Source organism: Polaribacter staleyi, assembly GCF_038024045.1.
In the GTDB taxonomy this organism is placed as follows: domain Bacteria; phylum Bacteroidota; class Bacteroidia; order Flavobacteriales; family Flavobacteriaceae; genus Polaribacter; species Polaribacter butkevichii.
In genome coordinates this window covers 2,539,114-2,559,058 of the sequence record NZ_CP150665.1, presented here as the reverse complement: position 1 = coordinate 2,559,058, position 19,945 = coordinate 2,539,114, and the positions used below count along the sequence as shown (strand labels likewise).

The following is a 19,945-nucleotide window of genomic DNA, read 5'->3' as shown; positions in this document are numbered from 1 at the left end:
AAGACATTATGAATTTAACACTTAAAATTTGGAGACAAAAAGACGCTGGTTCAGAGGGTCAAATGGTAGACTATAAAGTGACTGATATTTCAGAGCATATGTCTTTCTTAGAAATGCTGGATGTTTTAAATGAACAATTAGTAAACGCAGGTGAACAACCCGTTGCTTTTGATCATGATTGTCGTGAAGGTATTTGCGGAATGTGTTCTTTATATATTAATGGAGAAGCTCACGGACCTGATAGAGGTATTACTACTTGTCAGTTACATATGCGTATGTTTAAAGATGGAGAAACTATTACAATAGAGCCATTTAGAGCATCAGCATTTCCGGTAATAAAAGATTTAATTGTAGATAGAATGGCTTTTGAGCGTATTCAACAAGCAGGTGGTTACATTTCTGTAAACACTTCTGGTAATACACAAGATGCTAACTCACTTCCTATTTCTAAACACGCAGCAGATGAAGCTATGGATGCAGCAGCTTGTATTGGTTGTGGTGCTTGTGTAGCAACATGTAAAAACTCTTCTGCAATGTTATTTGTAGGTGCAAAAGTATCTCAGTATGCTTTATTACCACAAGGACAAATAGAGGCTGCAGATCGTGTAAAAAACATGGTTGCACAAATGGATTTAGAAGGTTTTGGTAACTGTACAAATACAGGTGCCTGTGAGGTAGAATGCCCTAAAGGAATTTCTTTAGACAATATTGCTAGAATGAATAGAGAATTGATGAAGGCAAATTTATAATACAAAGTTATATTTTTTTTAGAAAAACCTGCATTTTGCAGGTTTTTCTGTTTTATAAACTGACAACAACATTGTTTAGGTTTTTAATTCATTCTTTTGTTCTAGTTTAACCAGAGCGTTTAAGATTATTTTTCTGTTATATCTTTATTCGTTCAATATTTTGCAAATTAGAAATTTGAATTATAAGAATGAAAATGAAAAGCGTTTAAAACAGTACAATACACTGTACAACTCACTATACACCTCCTTGTGTTTGTTTTCTAATAAGTATATTGATAACTTAGAGAAGGCAAAAGATATTGTACAAGATGTTTTTATTAAATTTTGGAATAACAACATAACATTTGAAGATAAAGTAGCTTTAAAATCTTATTTGTATGTCTCAGTAAAAAATAAAAGTATCGATTATCTTAAAAGTAAGGAGTATAAACTTACACAAAGGGTTGATTCTTTAGATTATTTTGAACTAGAATCTGATCTGTATTTCGATAAAGAATTCTTTATGGAAGAGGTTTCAGTTGCTATTGAAAAAGGCCTAAAAACGTTACCAGAAAAATGTAGGGCAATAGTAGGGTTAAGTATGAATGGGTTTAAAAACAAACAAATATCTGAAGAGTTAGGTATTTCTATCAACACTGTTAAAACTCAAAAAAAAATTGCTTATAAGAAATTACGCTTATTTTTAAAGTCTCCATTTGTTGAGTTTTTCATTATTTTACTGCTAAATAATTAGGTAAATAGCATTTATACGTACCTGTAATTATATATTTATTAAAAAAAGTTAAATTTTATTCACCCGTTTTTATAAATCGCTCGTTTATTGATAGAATAAGCGCTAGACAATTATTGTAAATGAAAAGAGTTAGTCAATTAATAGAATTAGCAAAGGAGATTGCATCGTCCTTTTTAATGGATCGAAATATAGATACTGAAAGAATGGAATCTAACTTTGATAAAGAGAGCGCAAAAGAATTAATGGATCGATTAAAAGACCCAGAAGAGCGTAAAAAAAGAGCAAGTATTGTTCGTGAAATTGATAAGGAAAAGAAAGAAACTTGGAGAAAGATAAAAGAAGCAATAGCTTCAAAACCAAAATTTAATTATTTTAAAATATTTTCTAGAGTTGCCGCAGTATTTATCGGTTTAATAGGATTTGCTTACTTTTTGTTCCATAACAAACCAGCAATAACTATTGAAGATAATCTAATTGCTGAAGAAGAGATTGTTTTAAAATTATCTAACGGAAATACACAAATAATTACCAAAAATGGGGAATCTAAAATTATTGATGATAAAGGAAAAGTGGTTGGTGCTCAAAAAGGAAATAAACTAAATTATAAAAATAGTTCTACAACGATTTCTAAAAAACTCATTTTTAATGAGTTGAAAGTACCTTATGGAAAAACCTTTTCACTTGTTTTGTCTGATGGAACCGAAGTACACCTAAATGCAGGTACCGTATTAAAGTATCCCGTTCAATTTTTAAAAGAACAAAACAGACAAGTATACTTAACAGGAGAAGCATTTTTTAAAGTAACCAAAGACAAAGAACATCCTTTTGTGGTGGAATCTAACGACTTAAATATTAGAGTTCTTGGTACTAGTTTTAATGTGTCTTCTTATGCTGAAAATAAAGATATTTTTACAGTTTTGGTAGAAGGAGCAGTAAGACTGTATGGTAAAGACGAATTGTACACTGAAGAAAAATCGAAATTATTAATGCCAGGTAGAAAAGCCAGATGGAATAAAAAAGATCAAAAAATCACCATTAAAAAAGTAAATACATCCATTTATACAAGTTGGATTGATGGCACATTGGTTATAGAGAATTTAAAATTTAAACAAATCATTAAAAGACTAGAAAGACATTACAACATCAAAATTATAAACAATAATAAAGAACTATCTAATCAGGCATTTACGGCAACTTTTAGAGTAGAAAATATTCAGGAGGTTTTAGAATCTTTTAAAACAAATTTCTCTTTTAAATATAAAATAGAAGGAGATACCATAACTATTAATTAATCAACTTAAAAAAACAAAAAATGAATTAAACAAAAGATTTCACATTAGGATATACAAAAAGATTGGAAAATGCTGGAACATTTCCCAATCTAAGACTTGTATGATTTAACACATTTATTAAACCAATAATAACTAAAACAAAAGTATGAAAAAACTAACTAATATATGGGGAGGTAACTTCTTGCCCCATAAAATAAGTCGTAAAATGAAATTAACAGCTTATCTTATATTTATTTCACTTTTTCAAATTCAAGCAAGTACTAATTCAGAAAATGATAAAGTAACTTTAAGTTTGAATAAAGTTACCTATTTAGAAGTATTTAGGGCAATAGAATCTCAAACAGAATTTAATGTATTGTATAATAACAATGAATTAAATAATGCAAAGGAGGTATCGGTAAATGTAAAAAATACACTTGTTTTTGATGTCTTAAAAAACTTGTTTAAGAACACTAATATTGAGTATAAAACTGTTGGAAAACAGATTGTATTAATTCATAAAAACATTCCAAACACTATTTCTAAAAGTATTATTAAGTTAGAAAATCCTGTAAAGATTACTGTTAAAGGTATTGTAAAAGACCAATTTGGCAACCCAATACCAGGTGTTAGTGTTTTAGAAAAAGGATCTACAAATGGTACAACTACAGATTTTGATGGTGTTTATGCCATTTCTATTACTGATAAAAGTACTGTTTTAGTGTATTCATATCTTGGGTATAAAACGAAAGAAGTTGTAGTAGGCAATCAAACAGACATTAATGTTACTTTAGAAGAAGAAGTAGGTCAGTTAGACGAGATTGTTTTAGTGGGTTATGGTAGTGTTAAAAAATCTGATGTAACAGGTTCTGTGTCTTCTGTAAGTGCAGAACAACTAACGCAAACGCAATCTACTTCTATTGCACAAGCTATTCAAGGTAGAGCGCCAGGGGTTTCTGTAACAAAAAGTTCTGGACAACCAGGATCTACGCCAACAGTAAGAATTAGAGGTGTTGGTACTGTTAATAATGCAGATCCATTGTATATTGTAGATGGTGTTCCTATTAATGATATTAGCAATATTAATATGGACGATGCAGAATCTGTTCAAGTTTTAAAAGATGCTTCCGCTACAGCAATTTATGGTTCTAGAGGAGCTAACGGAGTTGTATTAGTTACCACTAAAGTTGGTAGTAAAAATAGGACTATCATTTCTTATAAAACTTATACAGGTATAGAAAATAGAATTGATAATTTAAAGGTGATGAATTCAGAGCAATGGGCTACACTTTATAATGAAGGAAAAGTAAATGACGGAGCTACTCCAGAAGCTGCTTTTGCAAATCCATCATCATTAGAATCATATGATTGGAAAGATGCTGTTTACAGAACAGGAACTTTACAAAGCCATCAATTATCTGTATCAGGTGGTAGTGAAAAAACATCTTATTACGTTTCTTTTGGGAAGTTAGATCAAAAAGGAATTGTAAATAATACCTCTTTTGATAGAACAAATTTTAGAGTAAATAGTACCTATAAAATAAAACCTAAAATTAGAGTAGGTCAAAACATTCAGTATTCAAAGTCTACCTCTAATGCTGTTGCTTCTTTTGGGCAGAACTCTAATAATAAAAGTGCTTTTATTGGGTATGTTGTAGACCCTGTTTCTCCTATTTATAATGAAGATGGTTCACCTGCAAGACCTTTATACTCTACAGAGATAAGAAATCCTGTTGGGTTAACAATTTATGAAAGAACACCTTTAACAAAAGAGAGCTTTTTAGGAAATGTATTTATAGAAGCAGATTTAATAAAAGGTTTAAAGTTTAAATCTAACTATGGTTTAGAGGTAAATAATAGAAAGATGGATAACTTTCAACCAGAATACTATATCTCTGCAGAACAAAATAGACCTGTAAATATTTACAGTACGTTAAGATCAGAAAATAGAGTTAACGTTTGGTCTAATACCTTAAGTTATAACACAACAATTAAAGAAAAGCATAGTATTAGTGCCTTGTTAGGACATGAATCACAAAAATTAGATTTTAACAATGTTGTGGCCACCAGAAGTGCAATTCCAGAAGGAGTAAAAAACCCTACATTAGGTTCAGGTTCAGTAGATTCATCAACAAATAATGGAAGTATCTCTAGCTCATCATTATTATCATATTTTGGTAGAGTAAATTATAATTATGATGATAGGTATTTATTTACAGGTACTTACAGAATAGATGGTTCTTCTAGATTTGGAGAAAATAATAGATTTGCCCAATTTCCGTCTTTAGCCTTAGCGTGGAATATTCACAAAGAAAAATTTTACAATATTGATGTTATTAATCAATTTAAATTCCGTGTTGGTTGGGGAGAAACAGGAAACCAAAACATACCAAACTCAGCAATATTTAGTAGCTTAAGTACTAGTGAAAACTATGTATTAGGTAATGATGAAACAACTACAATTGGTTTGGCTCCACTAAGCCCAGGTAATCTAGATTTAAAATGGGAAACAACTACTACCACAAACATTGGTTTCGATTTAGGTGCATTTAATAATGCACTTACATTTACTGCAGATTATTTTATAAAAACAACCTCTAATATGTTGTTAGAATCTCCTATTTTACAAACATCTGGATATCAATCTGCACCCACTATAAATGCAGGTGAGATTGAAAATAAAGGTTTAGAATTCTCATTAAATTACAAAAAGAGTATCAATGATTTCTTTTTTAGTGTGGGTGGTAATATCTCAATCATAGACAATACAGTACTTAACTTAGCCACAAAAGGCAGTATTATTAGTACAGGTTTTGCAGGTAATGGTTATAAAGATATTAGTAGAACAGAAGCAGGGCGACCAATTGCATCTTTTTATGGTTTACAAGCAATCGGAATCTTTCAAAATCAAAAAGAAATAGATGATAATGCAAGTTTAAGCGGTAATTTGCCTGGAGATGTTAGGTATAAAGATATAAGTGGAGATGGTATAATTAATGATGATGATAGAACATTTATAGGTTCTCCTTTACCAGACTTTACCTACGGAATTAATGTTGATATGACGTACAAACAATTTGACATGACCATGTTTTTTCAAGGAGTACAAGGAAATGACATTTTTAATGCTACAGCATATTTATTAGAAGGAAAGTTAGATAGTAATTTAACTACTTATTATTTAGGAAGATGGACAGGAGAAGGTACTTCTAACTCTATACCTAGAGCTACTTTTGCTGGGTTTGCTAATAATACAAAGCAGTCTAGTATGCTTATAGAAGATGGATCTTACTTAAGATTAAAAAATATTCAAATAGGATATAATTTTACAAAAGATGTTTTAAGTAAAACATTTATTTCAAAAGCTAGAATTTACGTAGCTGCTCAAAATTTATTTACCATAACAGATTATAGAGGTTTAGATCCAGAACTTGGTGTTGATGAAACTCAAAGTGGTACCAGAACATCTTTAGATTTAGGGATAGACAGAGGTAGATACCCATCTACAAGAACAGTTTCTTTAGGACTAGATATTAACTTTTAAAAAACATAGATTATGAAATTATATAATAATATTAAGATATATATAAAGTACAGTTTGTTATTGTTACTAGTTGTAATGGTTTCCTGTACAGATAATTTAGATTCTAAGGCTTATGGAGAACCAGTTTTAGAAGATTTTTATACAAATCCAGTTCAAGCAGAGCAAGCTTTAATAGCAGCTTACTCTTCTATGAGTGAGTTGTCTGGTAGCGATTTTTGGGGCACCATGGGAAATGATATTATTTTTGGAGAAATAGGTACGGACGACTTTATTAAAGGTGGACGAACTGCTGAAAATAATGCGCCATTATTTGAAAGAGATAAATGGACTATTTCTACATCAAACCCAGTATTAGGAGAATTATGGAAAGTAAACTACAAAGGTATTTTATTTGCTAATTTGGTACTAGAAAAAGTACCAAACATCACTTTTGATGATGCTGTTAGAAAAAAGGAAATTTTAGCAGAAGCTCATTTTTTACGTGCTTTTTATTACTTCGATTTGGTAAATACTTTTGGTGGTGTACCCGTTATTGACAAGCTTTTAAGTATTGGAGAAGTTAATGTGCCTAGAGCAACAAAAGAAGCTACATATACTTTTATTGAAGATGATTTAAAAATAGCAATTGCAGATTTACCATCAAGATTAGAAAGAGATGCTAATTATAACGGACGTGCAGATAAAGGAGCCGCTTTAGGGATGATGATGCGTGTGTCTTTATATCAAAATAAAATGAGTCAGGTAGAAACTTATGGAAATCAATTGTTTGCATTAGGCTTTGAATTAACACCAGACTATACAACCATTTTTCAGCCAGAAGGTGAGTGGAATTCTGGTTCTCTTTTTGAAATTAATTTTTCTTCGGATGCAAGTATTTTAGGTACTGGTATACCAAAACGTGTAAACCCAATTAGTAATAAAGGAGGAGGTTTTGTACAAGCAAGAGACGGTTTAAGAAATGAATATGAAGCAAATGATCCTAGATTAAATGCAACGATGTTTTTTATAGATGCTCCTTATGGTACAGATTGGTATGTAAGAAAGTATGCTTGGGCTCCATATACAAATTATACAAAACCAACCATAGGAGGTGATAACAATAGTGCAAATAACATTCGTATTATTAGACTTGCAGATGCTTATTTAATGTATGCAGAAGCAATTTATAATACAAATCCTGTAAAGGCAATAGAATATGTTAACAAAGTTAGAACTAGAGCAAGAGGTACAGCTTTACCTACTGTAGTACCTAATTTACCAAATACATTATCAGGTCAACCATTATTAGATGCTATTTATCATGAAAGACGTGTAGAATTGGCAGGAGAAGGTTTTCGTTTTCATGATTTGGTAAGAACTGGAAGAGCAGGCGCTTTATTAAGTCCTTATGGGTTTATAGAAGGAAAACATGAGTTAATGCCAATTCCTGTAGATCAAGTAACTTTATCTGAAGGTATTTTAGAGCAAAATAACTACTAATTTATTTTCTACAAGATAGATATACTAGTTTATAAAATTGATTGAAATTTTTTAGTAAAAAAAGCCCGAAACTAATTATTAGTTCCGGGCTTTTCTATTTGTAAACAATTGATAATATCAATGAATCTATTTCCTTCCAAAATCTGCAGGAATTTCTCCCCAAGCTTTGGTTTCCCATTTCAAAATAGGATTTTTATATGTGTTTTCTTTCAGCCATTTTTCGGCTCTTTTTATCAAGTCTAATAAATCTTTATTAGAAGCATCAAAATGCATGTTGGTTTTACATCTTTTCTGTTTTACCCAACTCATGGCAATCTTAGAATCAGAATAAATAGGAATATGCTCTTTGTTCTTACTCTTTAAAAGCGCAATTCCGTGTACTAAAGCTAAAAATTCGCCAATATTATTGGTTCCCTTAGCAAAAGGACCTTTTATAAAAATTTGTTTCTTATTATGTGTTAAAACACCTCTGTATTCCATTTTTCCAGGATTTCCAGAGCAAGCAGCGTCTACAGAAATACTTTCTAAAATAGGTCTCCCTAATTTTTCTTTTTCTGCGGATGATAAAGTTGGTTTTTTAGTGTCTTTACCAACGTAATCTGCATAGTTTTTGGTAGCCGCAATTTCGGCTTCGTTTAAATCGGCAAAAGATTTGTATTGTGCGCCTTCAAAACCTTCAATTTGCTTTTTACAGACTTTCCAAGAAGTAAAAACACCTTTTCTACGTCCGTTCCAAACAACATAAAACTTTTTTTTACTCATTTATAGTTAAAATTACATCTTCAATAACTCTTGGAAAGTAACGTTGTTCTAAAATATGAATCTTTTCTGCGATTTTTTCTGGTGTATCTTCACTTAAAAGAGCTGTTTTTTCTTGAAAAATGATAGCTCCTTCATCATAATTGGCATTTACGTAGTGAATAGTGATGCCTGTTTCTGTTTCTTTATTTTCTTTTACAGCTTTATGAACGTTCATTCCGTACATCCCTTTTCCTCCATATTTTGGCAATAAAGCAGGGTGAATATTGATGATTTTATTAGGAAAAGCATCAATAATTTTTGTTGGAATTTTCCATAAAAAACCGGCCAAAATAATATAATCTGCTTGCTCTTTTAAGAGATTTAGAATTTCATCCGTAGTAAAAAAAGCTTCTTTTTTAAAATGTAAACATTTGATGTCTAAATTTTTACATCTATCAAAAACTTTGGCATGTTCATTGTTACATAATACGGTAGTAACCTTAGCGGTTTTAGTATGATTAAAAAATTTAATAATGTTTTCGGCGTTCGTTCCAGAACCAGATGCAAAAATAACAATACGTTTCATAACTTCATTTCTAGGCTACAAAAAAAAGAATAATTATTAACAATTAGATTGTTTTAAGTGAAGATTAAATATTTTTCTTTACTTTTAAGAATCATTTTTACGGCAAAAATTAGTTTTAATTGTTAAGATTCGTATTTTTGCCACGATTAAAATTTTAAAAAACACAAAATTATGTCAGACATTGCATCAAGAGTAAAAGCTATTATCGTAGACAAATTAGGAGTAGACGATAACGAAGTAACAACAGAAGCTAGCTTCACAAACGATTTAGGAGCAGATTCTTTGGATACTGTTGAGTTAATTATGGAATTCGAAAAAGAATTCGATATTCAAATTCCAGACGATCAAGCTGAAAACATCGGAACAGTAGGTCAAGCAGTTAGCTATATTGAAGAAGCAAAAAAGTAAATTTATATGCAATTAAAACGAGTTGTAGTCACTGGACTTGGCGCACTAACGCCAATTGGTAATAATATTGAAGAATATTGGAATGCTTTAGTTAACGGAGTTAGCGGTGCAGCGCCTATTAAAGGTTTTGATGCTGCCAAGTTCAAAACTCGTTTTGCATGTGAATTAAAGAACTTTGAAGTTACGGACTTTATCAATAGAAAAGACGCCCGTAAAATGGATAGGTTTACGCAGTATGCAATGGTAGCTTCTGATGAAGCTATTGCAGATGCAAGCCTAGACTTAGAAAAAATTAACAAATTACGCGTAGGTGTAATTTGGGGAGCTGGAATTGGAGGTTTAGAAACTTTTCAAAACGAAGCCATAAATTTTGGAGCAGGAGATGGCACACCAAGATTTAATCCTTTCTTTATCCCAAAAATGATTGCAGATATTGCACCAGGAAACATTTCTATTAAGAATGGATTTATGGGGCCAAATTATACTACAGTTTCTGCATGTGCATCATCAGCTAACGCAATGATAGATGCTTTAAATTATATTCGATTAGGTACTTGTGATGTTATTGTAACTGGTGGCTCTGAAGCTGCAGTTGTAATTTCTGGTGTGGGTGGTTTTAATGCTATGCACGCTTTATCTACAAGAAACGAAAGCCCAGAAACAGCTTCTAGACCTTTTGATGCAGAACGTGATGGTTTTGTGTTAGGTGAAGGAGCAGGTGCTATTGTACTAGAAGAATATGAACATGCCAAAGCTAGAGGAGCAAAAATTTATGCAGAGGTTATTGGAGGCGGTATGTCTTCTGATGCTTATCATATGACAGCACCACATCCAGAAGGAGTTGGTGTAATTGCTGTAATGAAAAATTGTTTAGAAAATTCAGGAATTAATCCAGAAGATGTAGACCATATTAATACACATGGTACTTCTACACCTTTAGGTGATGTTGCCGAATTAAAAGCAATTTCTGAGGTTTTTGGAGAACATGCTAAAAACATCAATATTAATTCTACAAAATCAATGACAGGTCACTTGTTGGGTGCTGCAGGAGCTATTGAATCTATTGCTGCTATTTTGGCAATGAAACATAGTATTGTACCACCAACAATTAACCATGTTAATGTAGATGAAAACATCAATCCAGAATTAAACTTAACTTTAAATAAAGCTCAAAAGCGCGATATTAAAGTAGCTATGAGTAATACGTTTGGTTTTGGTGGTCATAATGCATGTGTTGCATTTAGAAAATTAGATGAATAATACTCTATGAATTTTATTCGTAAAATAGTAAAGCCTCGCAATGAAGAGGACGCACAATTATATAACGAATTAAAAAAATTACTCAACTTTTCACCAAGAAGTATTAATAAATACAAAAAAGCATTTACACATAGATCTGTGCAAATGCTAGACAGTAAAGGAATACCAATTAATTATGAACGCTTAGAGTTTTTAGGTGATTCTATTTTAGGTTCTGTAATTGCTGCCTATTTGTATAAAAAAGTTCCTACGGGAAGTGAAGGTTACCTTACGCAGATGCGCTCTAAAATAGTAAGTAGAGAGCATTTAAATGAATTAGGTAAAGATTTAGACTTAATACGATTTGTAAAAAGTAATATAGATCAAGCTAACGTTGGTGATAATATTCATGGTAATATTTTTGAAGCATTAGTAGGTGCTATTTATTTAGATAAAAACTACAATACCTGTCAGAAATTTATTTACGAAAATGTAATTGTTCCTTACGTTGATATAGAAAAACTAGAAGGAAAAATAACCAGTTACAAAGGTCTTATTATAGAGTGGTGTCAGAAACAAAAGAAGAAATATACTTTTGATACTTACGAAGATTCTGGTAACGAGGCTATTAAACATTTTAGTGTAAAGGTTAGTATAGATGGCGAGCAAATAGCCAAAGGTAGAGCCACTTCTAAGAAAAAAGCAGAAGAACAAGCAGCTAAAAGAGTATATTTTGCTTTTCAGGAAGAGATTTCTTTGGGGTAAATAGCTAAGGTTTTTGTGTATTACATAACTTGTAAAAGCCTAAATCTGCATATATAATTAAAATAATTTTTTTGGTTTGATTCTACAACTTGTTTAGAGTACTTTTTTTAAGGAAAGAATAAAAAAATAACGTTATTTTAAAAGCTGTAATAATTTTTTAAGAAGCAAAAAATAGAACGTACTTATTATTTCAAGAATGCATTAATTTAAAGTAACAACGATAACGTTTTCGTTAAATTAACACTAAAATTCGTAAACAATTAGTAATTTAGCTAACTCATAGAAACGAGTATTAGTTATAATTTATGCAGGTACACGCTTTAGAAATGGACGATTTTTTTGAAGAAGAATATTCTTTAATAGGCATCCATTCTACCTTAGAAGATTATAAACTTGCCTACTTATTAAATAAAAACCTAAACGCAAGGTTTTATAAAGCAAAAGAAGATTTAGAGTTTGTTAGAGAAAAAAAGAAATCCTCTTTTTCTATTTATAAATATAAAAATATAGAATTCGATTTCGATTGTTTTTTAATAGCAAATAGTTATAAAGGAGAAAATCAAACAGCGTCTAATCAGTTATTACTAACATTAGAAACAAAAACATATTTAATTCCAGAAAAGAAAAAAGTAGATTTCTTTTTAAAAATTTGTGGAGTATCAGAAGATGAATTTGTTTTGAAAACGATAAATAGAATTAAAAGTATTGACAATGTAATTACGGCATATTCAATAGATAAAAACACCTTAAAGTCTAAAGACTTTTTAATATTTTAAACATGAAAAACTACAAAAAAACAAAAATAGTTGCAACCTTAGGTCCAGCAATAGATACCAAAGAAAAAATGAAAGAATTGGCCGTTGCTGGTGTCAATGTTTTTAGAATTAATTTTTCTCATGCAAATTACGATATCGTAAAACAAAACGTACAAAGAATTAGAGAAATTAATGAAGAAGAAGGATTTAACGTAGCCATTTTAGCAGATTTACAAGGACCAAAACTTCGTGTAGGAGTAATGGAAGAAAATGTAGTTTTAAAAGATGGAGACTTATTTACTTTTACTACAGAGAAATGTGTTGGTAACAAGAACAAAGCATTTATGACGTACCAACGTTTTCCTAAAGATGTAAAAGTTGGTGAACAAATTTTGGTGGATGATGGTAAATTATTATTTGAAGTAGTTTCTACAGATAAAGATAAAGCCGTTGTTGTAAAAGTAATTGTTGGTGGACCTTTACATTCTAAAAAAGGAGTAAACCTACCTAACACTGCTATTTCTTTACCAGCGTTAACAGAAAAAGATAAAGAAGATGCTATTTTTGCCTTAGGTTTAAATATAGATTGGATGGCGCTTTCTTTTGTAAGAACACCAGAAGATTTAAGAATGTTACGCGATTTAATTGATGAACATTCAGATTATAGAGTCCCTGTAATTGCTAAAATAGAAAAACCAGAAGCAGTTGCAAATATAGATGCCTTAATTCCTTATTGTGATGGATTAATGGTTGCCCGTGGAGATTTAGGAGTAGAAATACCTATGCAAGATGTGCCATTAATTCAGAAAAAATTAGTGAGACGTGCTAAGAGAGCAAGAATTCCTGTAATTATTGCAACGCAAATGATGGAAACAATGATTGACAATCCTGTGCCAACAAGAGCAGAAGTTAATGATGTTGCAAACTCTATTATGGATGGTGCAGATGCAGTAATGTTATCTGGAGAAACATCTGTAGGGAAACACCCATTAAGAGTAATTCAAAAAATGTCTGAAATCATTAGAGCTGTAGAGAACTCTAACATGATTAAAGTACCACACGAAGCACCACATATTAGAACAAACAGATTTATAACAAAATCAGTTTGTCATCACGCAGCATTAATGGCAAATGATATTGATGCAACCGCAATTTCTACATTAACAAATAGTGGGTATACTGCATTCCAAATTTCTGCATGGAGACCACAAGCTAAAATTTTAGCATTTTCATCAGAAAGAAGAATTTTAGGAAAACTAAATTTACTTTGGGGTGTAAAAGCTTTTTATTACGATAAAAACTTAAGTACGGATGATACAGTTGTAGATATTAATAAAATATCTAAAGAAAAAGGCTTTGTTAAAGAAGGAGATTTAATGATTAATCTTACTTCTATGCCAGTAGAAGCTAAAGGTATGGTAAATACCTTAAGAGTATCTGAAATAGACTAAATACAAGTCTTTAAGAATATTTAAAAAGCATCTTGATTTTGTCAAGATGCTTTTTTTTGTGTGAAAATAAAGTTTTTAATGTTGTATCTATTTAAAAAAAAATACAGAAAGAAGAATAATAATTATTTTTAAATGATTATTTGATAAATAAGATTCTTTATTTATAAGAAATTAAAAAAAAATGAATGTAAATGTTGCATAAAACAGAAAAAACAGTACATTTAAAAGAACTAAAAACGAAACTATTATGGCAATTAAAAGCTTTCAAGGAAAAAGAGACGTAAGTCAAGGAAAAGATGAGTCACAAATTTTAGTATCTGATTATATGACAACAAAATTAGTAACTTTTAAAGCTGAAGACACTTTAGACCATGTAATTAACCAATTAATTACCTATAAAATTTCTGGAGGACCGGTTGTGAACGATAAGAATGAATTGATTGGTATTATTTCTGAAACTGATTGTATTAAACATATTTCTGAAAGTAAATATTACAATATGCCTTCTGATACTAATAATACTGTAGGTAAATATATGGTTACAGATGTGGATACGATTGATAAAAACATGAATATTTTTGATGCTGCTTTTAAATTTATTAGCTCGCACAGAAGAAGATTTCCTGTTGTAGAAAACGGAAAATTAATAGGACAACTTAGTCAAAAAGATGTTTTAAAGGCTGCGATAAGTGTAAAAGGTAATACTTGGAATAGTTAAACTGTATTATTCTTTTCTGATCAATAAAAAGGTTTCATTTTCTAAAGCCAAATAACCTTCATTGTAAATATAAAAATAAGTATTACCTGTTTTTGTTTTATAAATAGAGGTAAAAAACTGAAAGTCGAAACCTTTATCATATAATTTGGTTCTAGTTACTTTTGTTTTTCCGGAAGTATTTAATTCTGATAAAATTTTATAGTTTTTTCTAAGACGATTATTAATATTTCTGATAAGGTTTTTACTGTCTTTATTAACACGATTGTTATAAGCATTTCTGCAATAATCAGAACAAAATTTCTTATCAATTCTACCCTTTACTATTTCATCACACTCTAAACACTTTCTACTTTCCATAATTTATTTTTTTTAGTTCATACCAATTTACTTGCTTATTACCTTCTTTAAATTCATTAACAAATTGCAAACCAATTTTTTGTAAAATCTTATTAGAACCAATATTTCTTGTTTCTGCAGCTCCATAAATAATATTATAACTCATGGTTTTAAAACCATAATCTAAACAGGTAATTGCAGATTCTAATCCATACCCTTTTTTCCAATATTTAGGAATAAATCGATAGCCAATATCAATAAAATCTTGGTAACCATTTAAACTTTCTTTTTTACCTTTATTTAGTTTTAATCCAGACCAACCTATAAAATTACCCGATTTTTTTTCTATAACAGCAAATCTTCCAATACCATTTTCTTGGTATTGCCTCCTAACAAAAGCAATATTTTTTTCTGCCTCTGCTTTGGTTTTAATGGTATTATTTCCTAAATATTTATGTACCTCTGGGTTAGAATCTAATTCAAACATACCTTCTAAATCACTTATTATAAGGTCTCTAAGAATTAATCTTTTTGTTTCTAATTGAATTTTCATAGAGTAAATATACTTAAAAAATATCCGTTTACAAACGACTACAAGTAATTACAACCGAAAGTAATTGTTTTGTAACCGAATAAAATTGCAATGGTGTTGCAACTTTGCGGTGTCAAAACGAATTGACAACAATAAAATAATAATTTAAAAACTTATCTTATGAATACGTTAAGAAACAAAGTACAGTTAATTGGTAGATTAGGTCAAGAACCAGAAATAGTAACTTTTAAAGATGGCAATAAAATGGCTAAATTTTCTATGGCAACAGATGATAGTTATAAAGACAAGGCAGGTAATAAAGTAGAGCGTGCTTATTGGCACAATATTGTGATAACTGGTGGTTTGGTTAATGTGGTAGAAAATTATGTAAAAAAAGGACAAGAAATAGCCGTTGAAGGGAAATTAACAAATAGGTCTTATGACACAAAAGAAGGTGAAAAAAGATATGTAACAGAAATTTTGGTGAACGAATTGTTGCTTTTAGGAGGCAAATAAATTTACGGTTTTTGGTAAAAATAAAAGCATTGGTTTAAGTACCAATGCTTTTATAATGTACATTCATTATTTTTTTTGATAGCCATAAATATCTTTTAAAACTGTTGTTTTACCACTAATTGAGTCTTTTATATTTAAATGATATCTAATGGTAATTTTAGTATTGACGGGAGCATAATAATAGATAACCCAAATATCTGATTCTTTTGTGCCAATACAGCCATTAGAATAGGCTTTTTCTAATGTTTTAGGATTGGTAGTTGTATGTATTAATTGCCCGTAACGGATGCCATTAATTTCGGTTTCTATAAAAGGCACTTGTGGTAACTTTGTAACCTTTTTATCATCTCTGTTGGTTAGATAATATCGATGTCCATTTGCTGGGTTATAGAAATCAGGAAAACGTTCATAGCCAACTATTTTTCCTTCTCCTGTTTTTGTTTTTAGATCTAAAATACGTCCGGCCATTTTTAGATACTTTTTTTCATTTCTACCCACTCTAATAGGAAAACTATAAAGTTCTTTTGAGTTTTCTAAAATTCGGAGTTTAAATTCAGGAATATTAACATCAATTCTTGTACTTTTAAAAGAATCAGACAACTTTTTAGCTAATTTAGAGTTGGGTACAATAAGTTGATCTCCTTTTTTTAAGACAATCATTTTTTTCTGATCATAAACAAAAGAATCCTTTTTAATCATCAGATAATAATCTGTATTTTTTAGTACATCAATTATATAAGGATTTGCCCTAACCAGTAAATGTTCTGTTAACTTATAGTTTGTTAAAGAATCGTATTTTACCACTACAGAATCTATAAATTGAAAGTAATTTTCTACGGTTATATTCTTTTTTACCTTTACTTTTTTAGGGATAAAAGTACGTTTTAAAATAGGGGTTACTTGTAGAAATGTAATTGCATTCGAATTGCTAATATTAAAGAATATTAGTACTACTAAAACGATATAATATTTTACTTTATTTTTCATAATTCAACGAATTAGAAACCTAGTAGACCTAAGTTATACTTTTTTTAAAAGAAATAGAATGATATTCATCATACATAGAACTAGCTGATGAATATCATTTCTAATTGATATAATTTTAAGTTCTTTTACATAAGTATTTTAAAATGTATTATTATGAAAATAGAACATTTAGAAGAGCGGATTAATGATTACAAAGCATCTATTAAAATAGTTGTTGATAAAAAATCTGAGTGGGAAACTAATACTAAAAAGTTAATATTAAAAACCTTACGGAATACTGTTAAAAGCTATAATATTGGGTGGAAAGTTCAAGAACTTAATTGGATTAATAATAATGAAGCGGTAAATATTATATTCGATTCTTTTCCTGCAGAGCTTATGGATTGTACAAATAAAATACCTGCATATCAATTTATACAAGGAGGTGCATTGGTTTTTTCACAATCGTATAGCGGAGATGTATATGTAATGGTTCTTTTTCCGTACGTAGAGCAGTTACCAATAGAAAACAATAGTTTAGAATTAGGTATTTATGGTCCAACAGAAATTACAGCAAAGCTAATTATAGAAAAAGTAGATGAATTTTTAAAAGAGATGATAAAATGGGAAGTTCCGTCTTATAAAACTCAATTAGGTTTTCAGCACAAATAGTTTTTTGTAAAAGATTAAGAATTATCGTGTGTAACCTTTTTACCTGTTATTTCATCAATGGTAATTTTAAATACAATAGGTGTATTATTTTTGTTTATTTTATGTGAAAAATCACTAATACAGTGTAAGTTTCTATGTTCTTTTTTAGAAATAAGCTCTTTAATTCCTGCATAAAATTCATGTAAATGTTTTTTTGCTTCTGAGCCAGATAATTCTTTATAGAAGCCATGTACTAAAACAGAATTACAAACAGTACTGCTTTGTTTTTCCGAAACTTGTAGAGATACTTTTCTATAATTTCTCATTGCCATTGTTTTATGACCGTCTTCAGAATAACCAATAATAATATTTTCCTTATCAAAAAAATAGGTCATAGGTACAACAAAGGGTCTGTCAATATAAATATAACCTAATTGCCCTACATAGTTGTTAGATAAAATTTGTACGCATTCATTATCGTTTAAATTCGTTACCATGATGCTAGTTTTTAAGTGAAAGTATGACTAAGGTAGTTAAAGTCAGGTAACTAAAAACTGATATAAATCAGTTTTTTAAAATTAAAAAAGATGATCTTTAAATAAATCTTATGGCTGTGAAGTGTAAATAATAAGAAATTATTTTAATTTTTTACTCTTTTTCATAAAACGTAAGCTTGTTTTGCAAATCTGTAATTTCTTTTTTTAAAGCATCTACTTGGTTTAATAAGTTGTAAATTACATCAACACCTTCTAAGTTTATGTTTAAATCATAGTGTAAGCGAATCATTTTTTCTACTTCTGTAATTTGAGTAACTTTTATATAATGATTATCATTTTCTACAATAACTTCTATTAATTCGTATTCTTTTAATTCATTTATAAAAGTTTTAGGAATGCTGTAGTGCTTACAAAATTGCTGTATAGATATTAAATTTTGAGTTTCCATAATTAGCGTTGTTTTTGTAATTCTTTAATTAGCTCTATTTCTTTTTGGCTTAGTTTGGTAGGTATTTTAAGTTTATAGGTGATAAACAAATCTCCAAACTGACCTTCTTTTTTATATGTAGGAAACCCTTTTCCTTTCAATTTTACTTTGGTGCCATTTTCTGTTTCTGGTTTAACCGTTAATTTTACTTTTCCATCAAAAGTATCTACCATTAATTGACCGCCAAGTAAAGCTGTGTACACGTCTAAATCTACATCAATATAAAGGTTGTCTTTGTCTCGTTTAAATTTAGTGTTGTTTACAATAGAAAACTGAATGTATAAATCGCCATTAGGTCCGTTATTTACGCCTTTACCGCCATGACCTTTAATTTTGATGATTTGTCCGTTTTCTACACCGGCAGGAATGGTAATTCTAATGTTTTTACCATTAACAGTAATTACCTGTTTTTGGGTTTTATAAACATCTTTTAAATTTAGTTGAATTTCAGAATTGTAATCTTGTCCTCTATATTTTGCACTTGTTCTTCTTCCAGAAGTTGCACCACCGCCAAAGATGTCTCCAAAAATATCAGAAAAATCTTCTTGAGAATAACTTCCTTGACTGCTTTGAGATCTTTTTTGATGTGCTTGTTGTCTTTGTTTTTCTTGTTCGTAAGCCTCCCCGTTTTGCCAATGCTCACCATATTGGTCGTATTTCTTACGATTTTCTGGATTGCTTAAAACTTCATTAGCTTCATTAATTTCTTTAAATTGTTTTTCGGCAGTTTTATCATTCGGATTTAAATCTGGATGGTATTTTCGTGCTAATTTTCTGTAGGCTTTTTTAATATCAGCTTCAGAAGCACTTTTAGTAATTCCTAATATTTTGTAATAATCTACAGTTGCCATTTTTTGTTTTTTTAAGCTTCTAGAGCAAAATTAAAAGTAGTACAATTAAATTATAGATAAAATGAGAAATATCAGTTATTTAAACCGATAACTAATCATTTTAGCAGTTTTTTAAATTAATCAATAAAAACCAAAAAGAAGTTTAACATTGTGTTTTTTGTGCAGACTATGTTGTTTTTTCTAATGCTAAATTTAGTTTTTTAACCAAGTTAAATTCAGATTGATCTGTATCGTCTACAGAAGCTGCTATTTTGGTAGCTGTTTTGCTTATTAGACTTTTAATGCCTTCTGTAAATAAAGATGGATGTTCTTTTTTAAAATCTATAAACTCAGCATAACAAGTTTCAGAATTAGAAAAACCTTCGGTATTTAACCAATCGAAAACAGTTTCAATTTGATAGGCTGCATCAGAATGAAAATCATCATCAACAGGATCTACTTTTGTCCATTTATTTTTTACAATTTCTTTTAAAATAGTAAACTCAATTTCTTCTACAACATTATCGGCGGCAGCAATTGCATAAAATAATTTACCTAGGTTTTCATAAAAAGAAATAATAGTGTTTTGTGAAGGTTTCATAATTAAAAGGTTTATGAATGTTTGTAAATTTATACTATTATTTACGGTTAAATTATGACATTCGTCATTATTAAGTGTCTCTTTTGCACA

At 29.8% G+C, this 19,945-nt stretch carries 22 protein-coding genes; 13 read left to right on the top strand and 9 right to left on the bottom strand.

Annotated features, from left to right (window positions below):
- Window positions 1-8 precede the first annotated feature (8 nt).
- The 5 genes from WHD07_RS11010 to WHD07_RS10990 all read left to right on the top strand — a co-directional run bounded on the left by WHD07_RS11010 (window position 9) and on the right by WHD07_RS10990 (window position 7,776).
- Window positions 9-749: a succinate dehydrogenase/fumarate reductase iron-sulfur subunit gene (locus WHD07_RS11010; protein ID WP_105049736.1), complete on the top strand. Its 741-nt coding sequence runs from the start codon at window positions 9-11 to the stop codon at window positions 747-749.
- A 175-nt stretch (window positions 750-924) separates the two neighbouring features.
- Entirely contained in the window at window positions 925-1,482 is a 558-nt protein-coding gene (locus WHD07_RS11005) for an RNA polymerase sigma-70 factor (RefSeq protein WP_343328420.1), read from the top strand.
- Between the two features lie 119 nt (window positions 1,483-1,601).
- A complete protein-coding gene (locus WHD07_RS11000; protein ID WP_343328419.1) occupies window positions 1,602-2,774 on the top strand; it encodes a FecR family protein in 1,173 nt (390 codons plus the stop codon).
- 205 nt (window positions 2,775-2,979) lie between these two features.
- Window positions 2,980-6,297, top strand: a complete 3,318-nt coding sequence (locus tag WHD07_RS10995; protein WP_343328418.1) for a TonB-dependent receptor — start codon at window positions 2,980-2,982, stop codon at window positions 6,295-6,297.
- Window positions 6,298-6,309: 12 nt separating this feature from the next.
- Window positions 6,310-7,776 (top strand): RagB/SusD family nutrient uptake outer membrane protein, encoded by a 1,467-nt coding sequence (locus WHD07_RS10990; RefSeq protein WP_343328417.1) that lies wholly within the window; start codon window positions 6,310-6,312, stop codon window positions 7,774-7,776.
- Window positions 7,777-7,902: 126 nt separating this feature from the next.
- Here WHD07_RS10990 and WHD07_RS10985 read toward each other — a convergent pair whose 3' ends face one another.
- Both WHD07_RS10985 and WHD07_RS10980 read right to left on the bottom strand, forming a co-directional pair.
- Entirely contained in the window at window positions 7,903-8,538 is a 636-nt protein-coding gene (locus WHD07_RS10985) for a ribonuclease H family protein (protein WP_343328416.1), read from the bottom strand.
- Window positions 8,531-9,103 (bottom strand): phosphoribosylglycinamide formyltransferase, encoded by a 573-nt coding sequence (locus WHD07_RS10980; RefSeq protein ID WP_105049750.1) that lies wholly within the window; start codon window positions 9,101-9,103, stop codon window positions 8,531-8,533. Before WHD07_RS10980 ends, WHD07_RS10985 begins: the two co-directional genes overlap by 8 nt.
- 171 nt (window positions 9,104-9,274) lie before the next feature.
- On the opposite strand from WHD07_RS10980, the gene WHD07_RS10975 reads away from it, so the two are divergent.
- The 6 genes from WHD07_RS10975 to WHD07_RS10950 all read left to right on the top strand — a co-directional run bounded on the left by WHD07_RS10975 (window position 9,275) and on the right by WHD07_RS10950 (window position 14,439).
- The gene (locus WHD07_RS10975; protein ID WP_004569249.1) at window positions 9,275-9,511 is read left to right on the top strand and encodes an acyl carrier protein; all 237 of its coding nucleotides are present in this window, start codon (window positions 9,275-9,277) and stop codon (window positions 9,509-9,511) included.
- 6 nt (window positions 9,512-9,517) lie between these two features.
- Window positions 9,518-10,771, top strand: coding sequence for a beta-ketoacyl-ACP synthase II (fabF, locus tag WHD07_RS10970; RefSeq protein ID WP_105049751.1), 1,254 nt, complete (start codon window positions 9,518-9,520; stop codon window positions 10,769-10,771).
- A 6-nt stretch (window positions 10,772-10,777) separates the two neighbouring features.
- On the top strand, window positions 10,778-11,515 hold the full coding sequence (rnc, locus tag WHD07_RS10965; RefSeq protein WP_105049752.1) for a ribonuclease III: 738 nt from the start codon (window positions 10,778-10,780) through the stop codon (window positions 11,513-11,515).
- A 305-nt stretch (window positions 11,516-11,820) separates the two neighbouring features.
- Window positions 11,821-12,291 carry an IPExxxVDY family protein gene (locus WHD07_RS10960; protein WP_105049753.1) on the top strand — a complete coding sequence of 157 codons (471 nt, stop codon included), beginning with the start codon at window positions 11,821-11,823 and terminating at the stop codon, window positions 12,289-12,291.
- Window positions 12,292-12,293: 2 nt separating this feature from the next.
- Window positions 12,294-13,721 carry a pyruvate kinase gene (gene pyk, locus WHD07_RS10955; protein ID WP_343328415.1) on the top strand — a complete coding sequence of 476 codons (1,428 nt, stop codon included), beginning with the start codon at window positions 12,294-12,296 and terminating at the stop codon, window positions 13,719-13,721.
- Between the two features lie 247 nt (window positions 13,722-13,968).
- Entirely contained in the window at window positions 13,969-14,439 is a 471-nt protein-coding gene (locus WHD07_RS10950; RefSeq protein ID WP_343328414.1) for a CBS domain-containing protein, read from the top strand.
- Window positions 14,440-14,445: 6 nt separating this feature from the next.
- On the opposite strand, the gene WHD07_RS10945 is transcribed toward WHD07_RS10950, so the two are convergent.
- Entirely contained in the window at window positions 14,446-14,796 is a 351-nt protein-coding gene (locus WHD07_RS10945; RefSeq protein WP_105049756.1) for a hypothetical protein, read from the bottom strand.
- Window positions 14,786-15,328, bottom strand: a complete 543-nt coding sequence (locus WHD07_RS10940; protein ID WP_343328413.1) for a GNAT family N-acetyltransferase — start codon at window positions 15,326-15,328, stop codon at window positions 14,786-14,788. Before WHD07_RS10940 ends, WHD07_RS10945 begins: the two co-directional genes overlap by 11 nt.
- A gap of 159 nt (window positions 15,329-15,487) precedes the next feature.
- Between WHD07_RS10940 and WHD07_RS10935 the strand changes: the two genes are divergently transcribed.
- Window positions 15,488-15,823, top strand: a complete 336-nt coding sequence (locus tag WHD07_RS10935; protein WP_105049758.1) for a single-stranded DNA-binding protein — start codon at window positions 15,488-15,490, stop codon at window positions 15,821-15,823.
- Between the two features lie 66 nt (window positions 15,824-15,889).
- Here the strand turns inward: WHD07_RS10935 and WHD07_RS10930 are convergent, their stop codons facing one another.
- The gene (locus WHD07_RS10930; RefSeq protein ID WP_343328412.1) at window positions 15,890-16,810 is read right to left on the bottom strand and encodes a L,D-transpeptidase; all 921 of its coding nucleotides are present in this window, start codon (window positions 16,808-16,810) and stop codon (window positions 15,890-15,892) included.
- A 153-nt stretch (window positions 16,811-16,963) separates the two neighbouring features.
- Here WHD07_RS10930 and WHD07_RS10925 point away from each other — a divergent pair, with 153 nt between their 5' ends.
- Entirely contained in the window at window positions 16,964-17,461 is a 498-nt protein-coding gene (locus WHD07_RS10925) for a hypothetical protein (protein ID WP_343328411.1), read from the top strand.
- Window positions 17,462-17,475: 14 nt separating this feature from the next.
- Here the strand turns inward: WHD07_RS10925 and WHD07_RS10920 are convergent, their stop codons facing one another.
- The 4 genes from WHD07_RS10920 to WHD07_RS10905 all read right to left on the bottom strand — a co-directional run bounded on the left by WHD07_RS10920 (window position 17,476) and on the right by WHD07_RS10905 (window position 19,855).
- On the bottom strand, window positions 17,476-17,937 hold the full coding sequence (locus WHD07_RS10920; RefSeq protein ID WP_105049761.1) for a pyridoxamine 5'-phosphate oxidase family protein: 462 nt from the start codon (window positions 17,935-17,937) through the stop codon (window positions 17,476-17,478).
- A gap of 151 nt (window positions 17,938-18,088) precedes the next feature.
- Window positions 18,089-18,385 carry a chaperone modulator CbpM gene (locus tag WHD07_RS10915; RefSeq protein WP_105049762.1) on the bottom strand — a complete coding sequence of 99 codons (297 nt, stop codon included), beginning with the start codon at window positions 18,383-18,385 and terminating at the stop codon, window positions 18,089-18,091.
- Window positions 18,386-18,387: 2 nt separating this feature from the next.
- Window positions 18,388-19,275: a J domain-containing protein gene (locus WHD07_RS10910; protein ID WP_343328410.1), complete on the bottom strand. Its 888-nt coding sequence runs from the start codon at window positions 19,273-19,275 to the stop codon at window positions 18,388-18,390.
- Window positions 19,276-19,441: 166 nt separating this feature from the next.
- Window positions 19,442-19,855 carry a hypothetical protein gene (locus WHD07_RS10905; RefSeq protein WP_105049764.1) on the bottom strand — a complete coding sequence of 138 codons (414 nt, stop codon included), beginning with the start codon at window positions 19,853-19,855 and terminating at the stop codon, window positions 19,442-19,444.
- Between the last annotated feature and the right edge of the window lie 90 nt (window positions 19,856-19,945).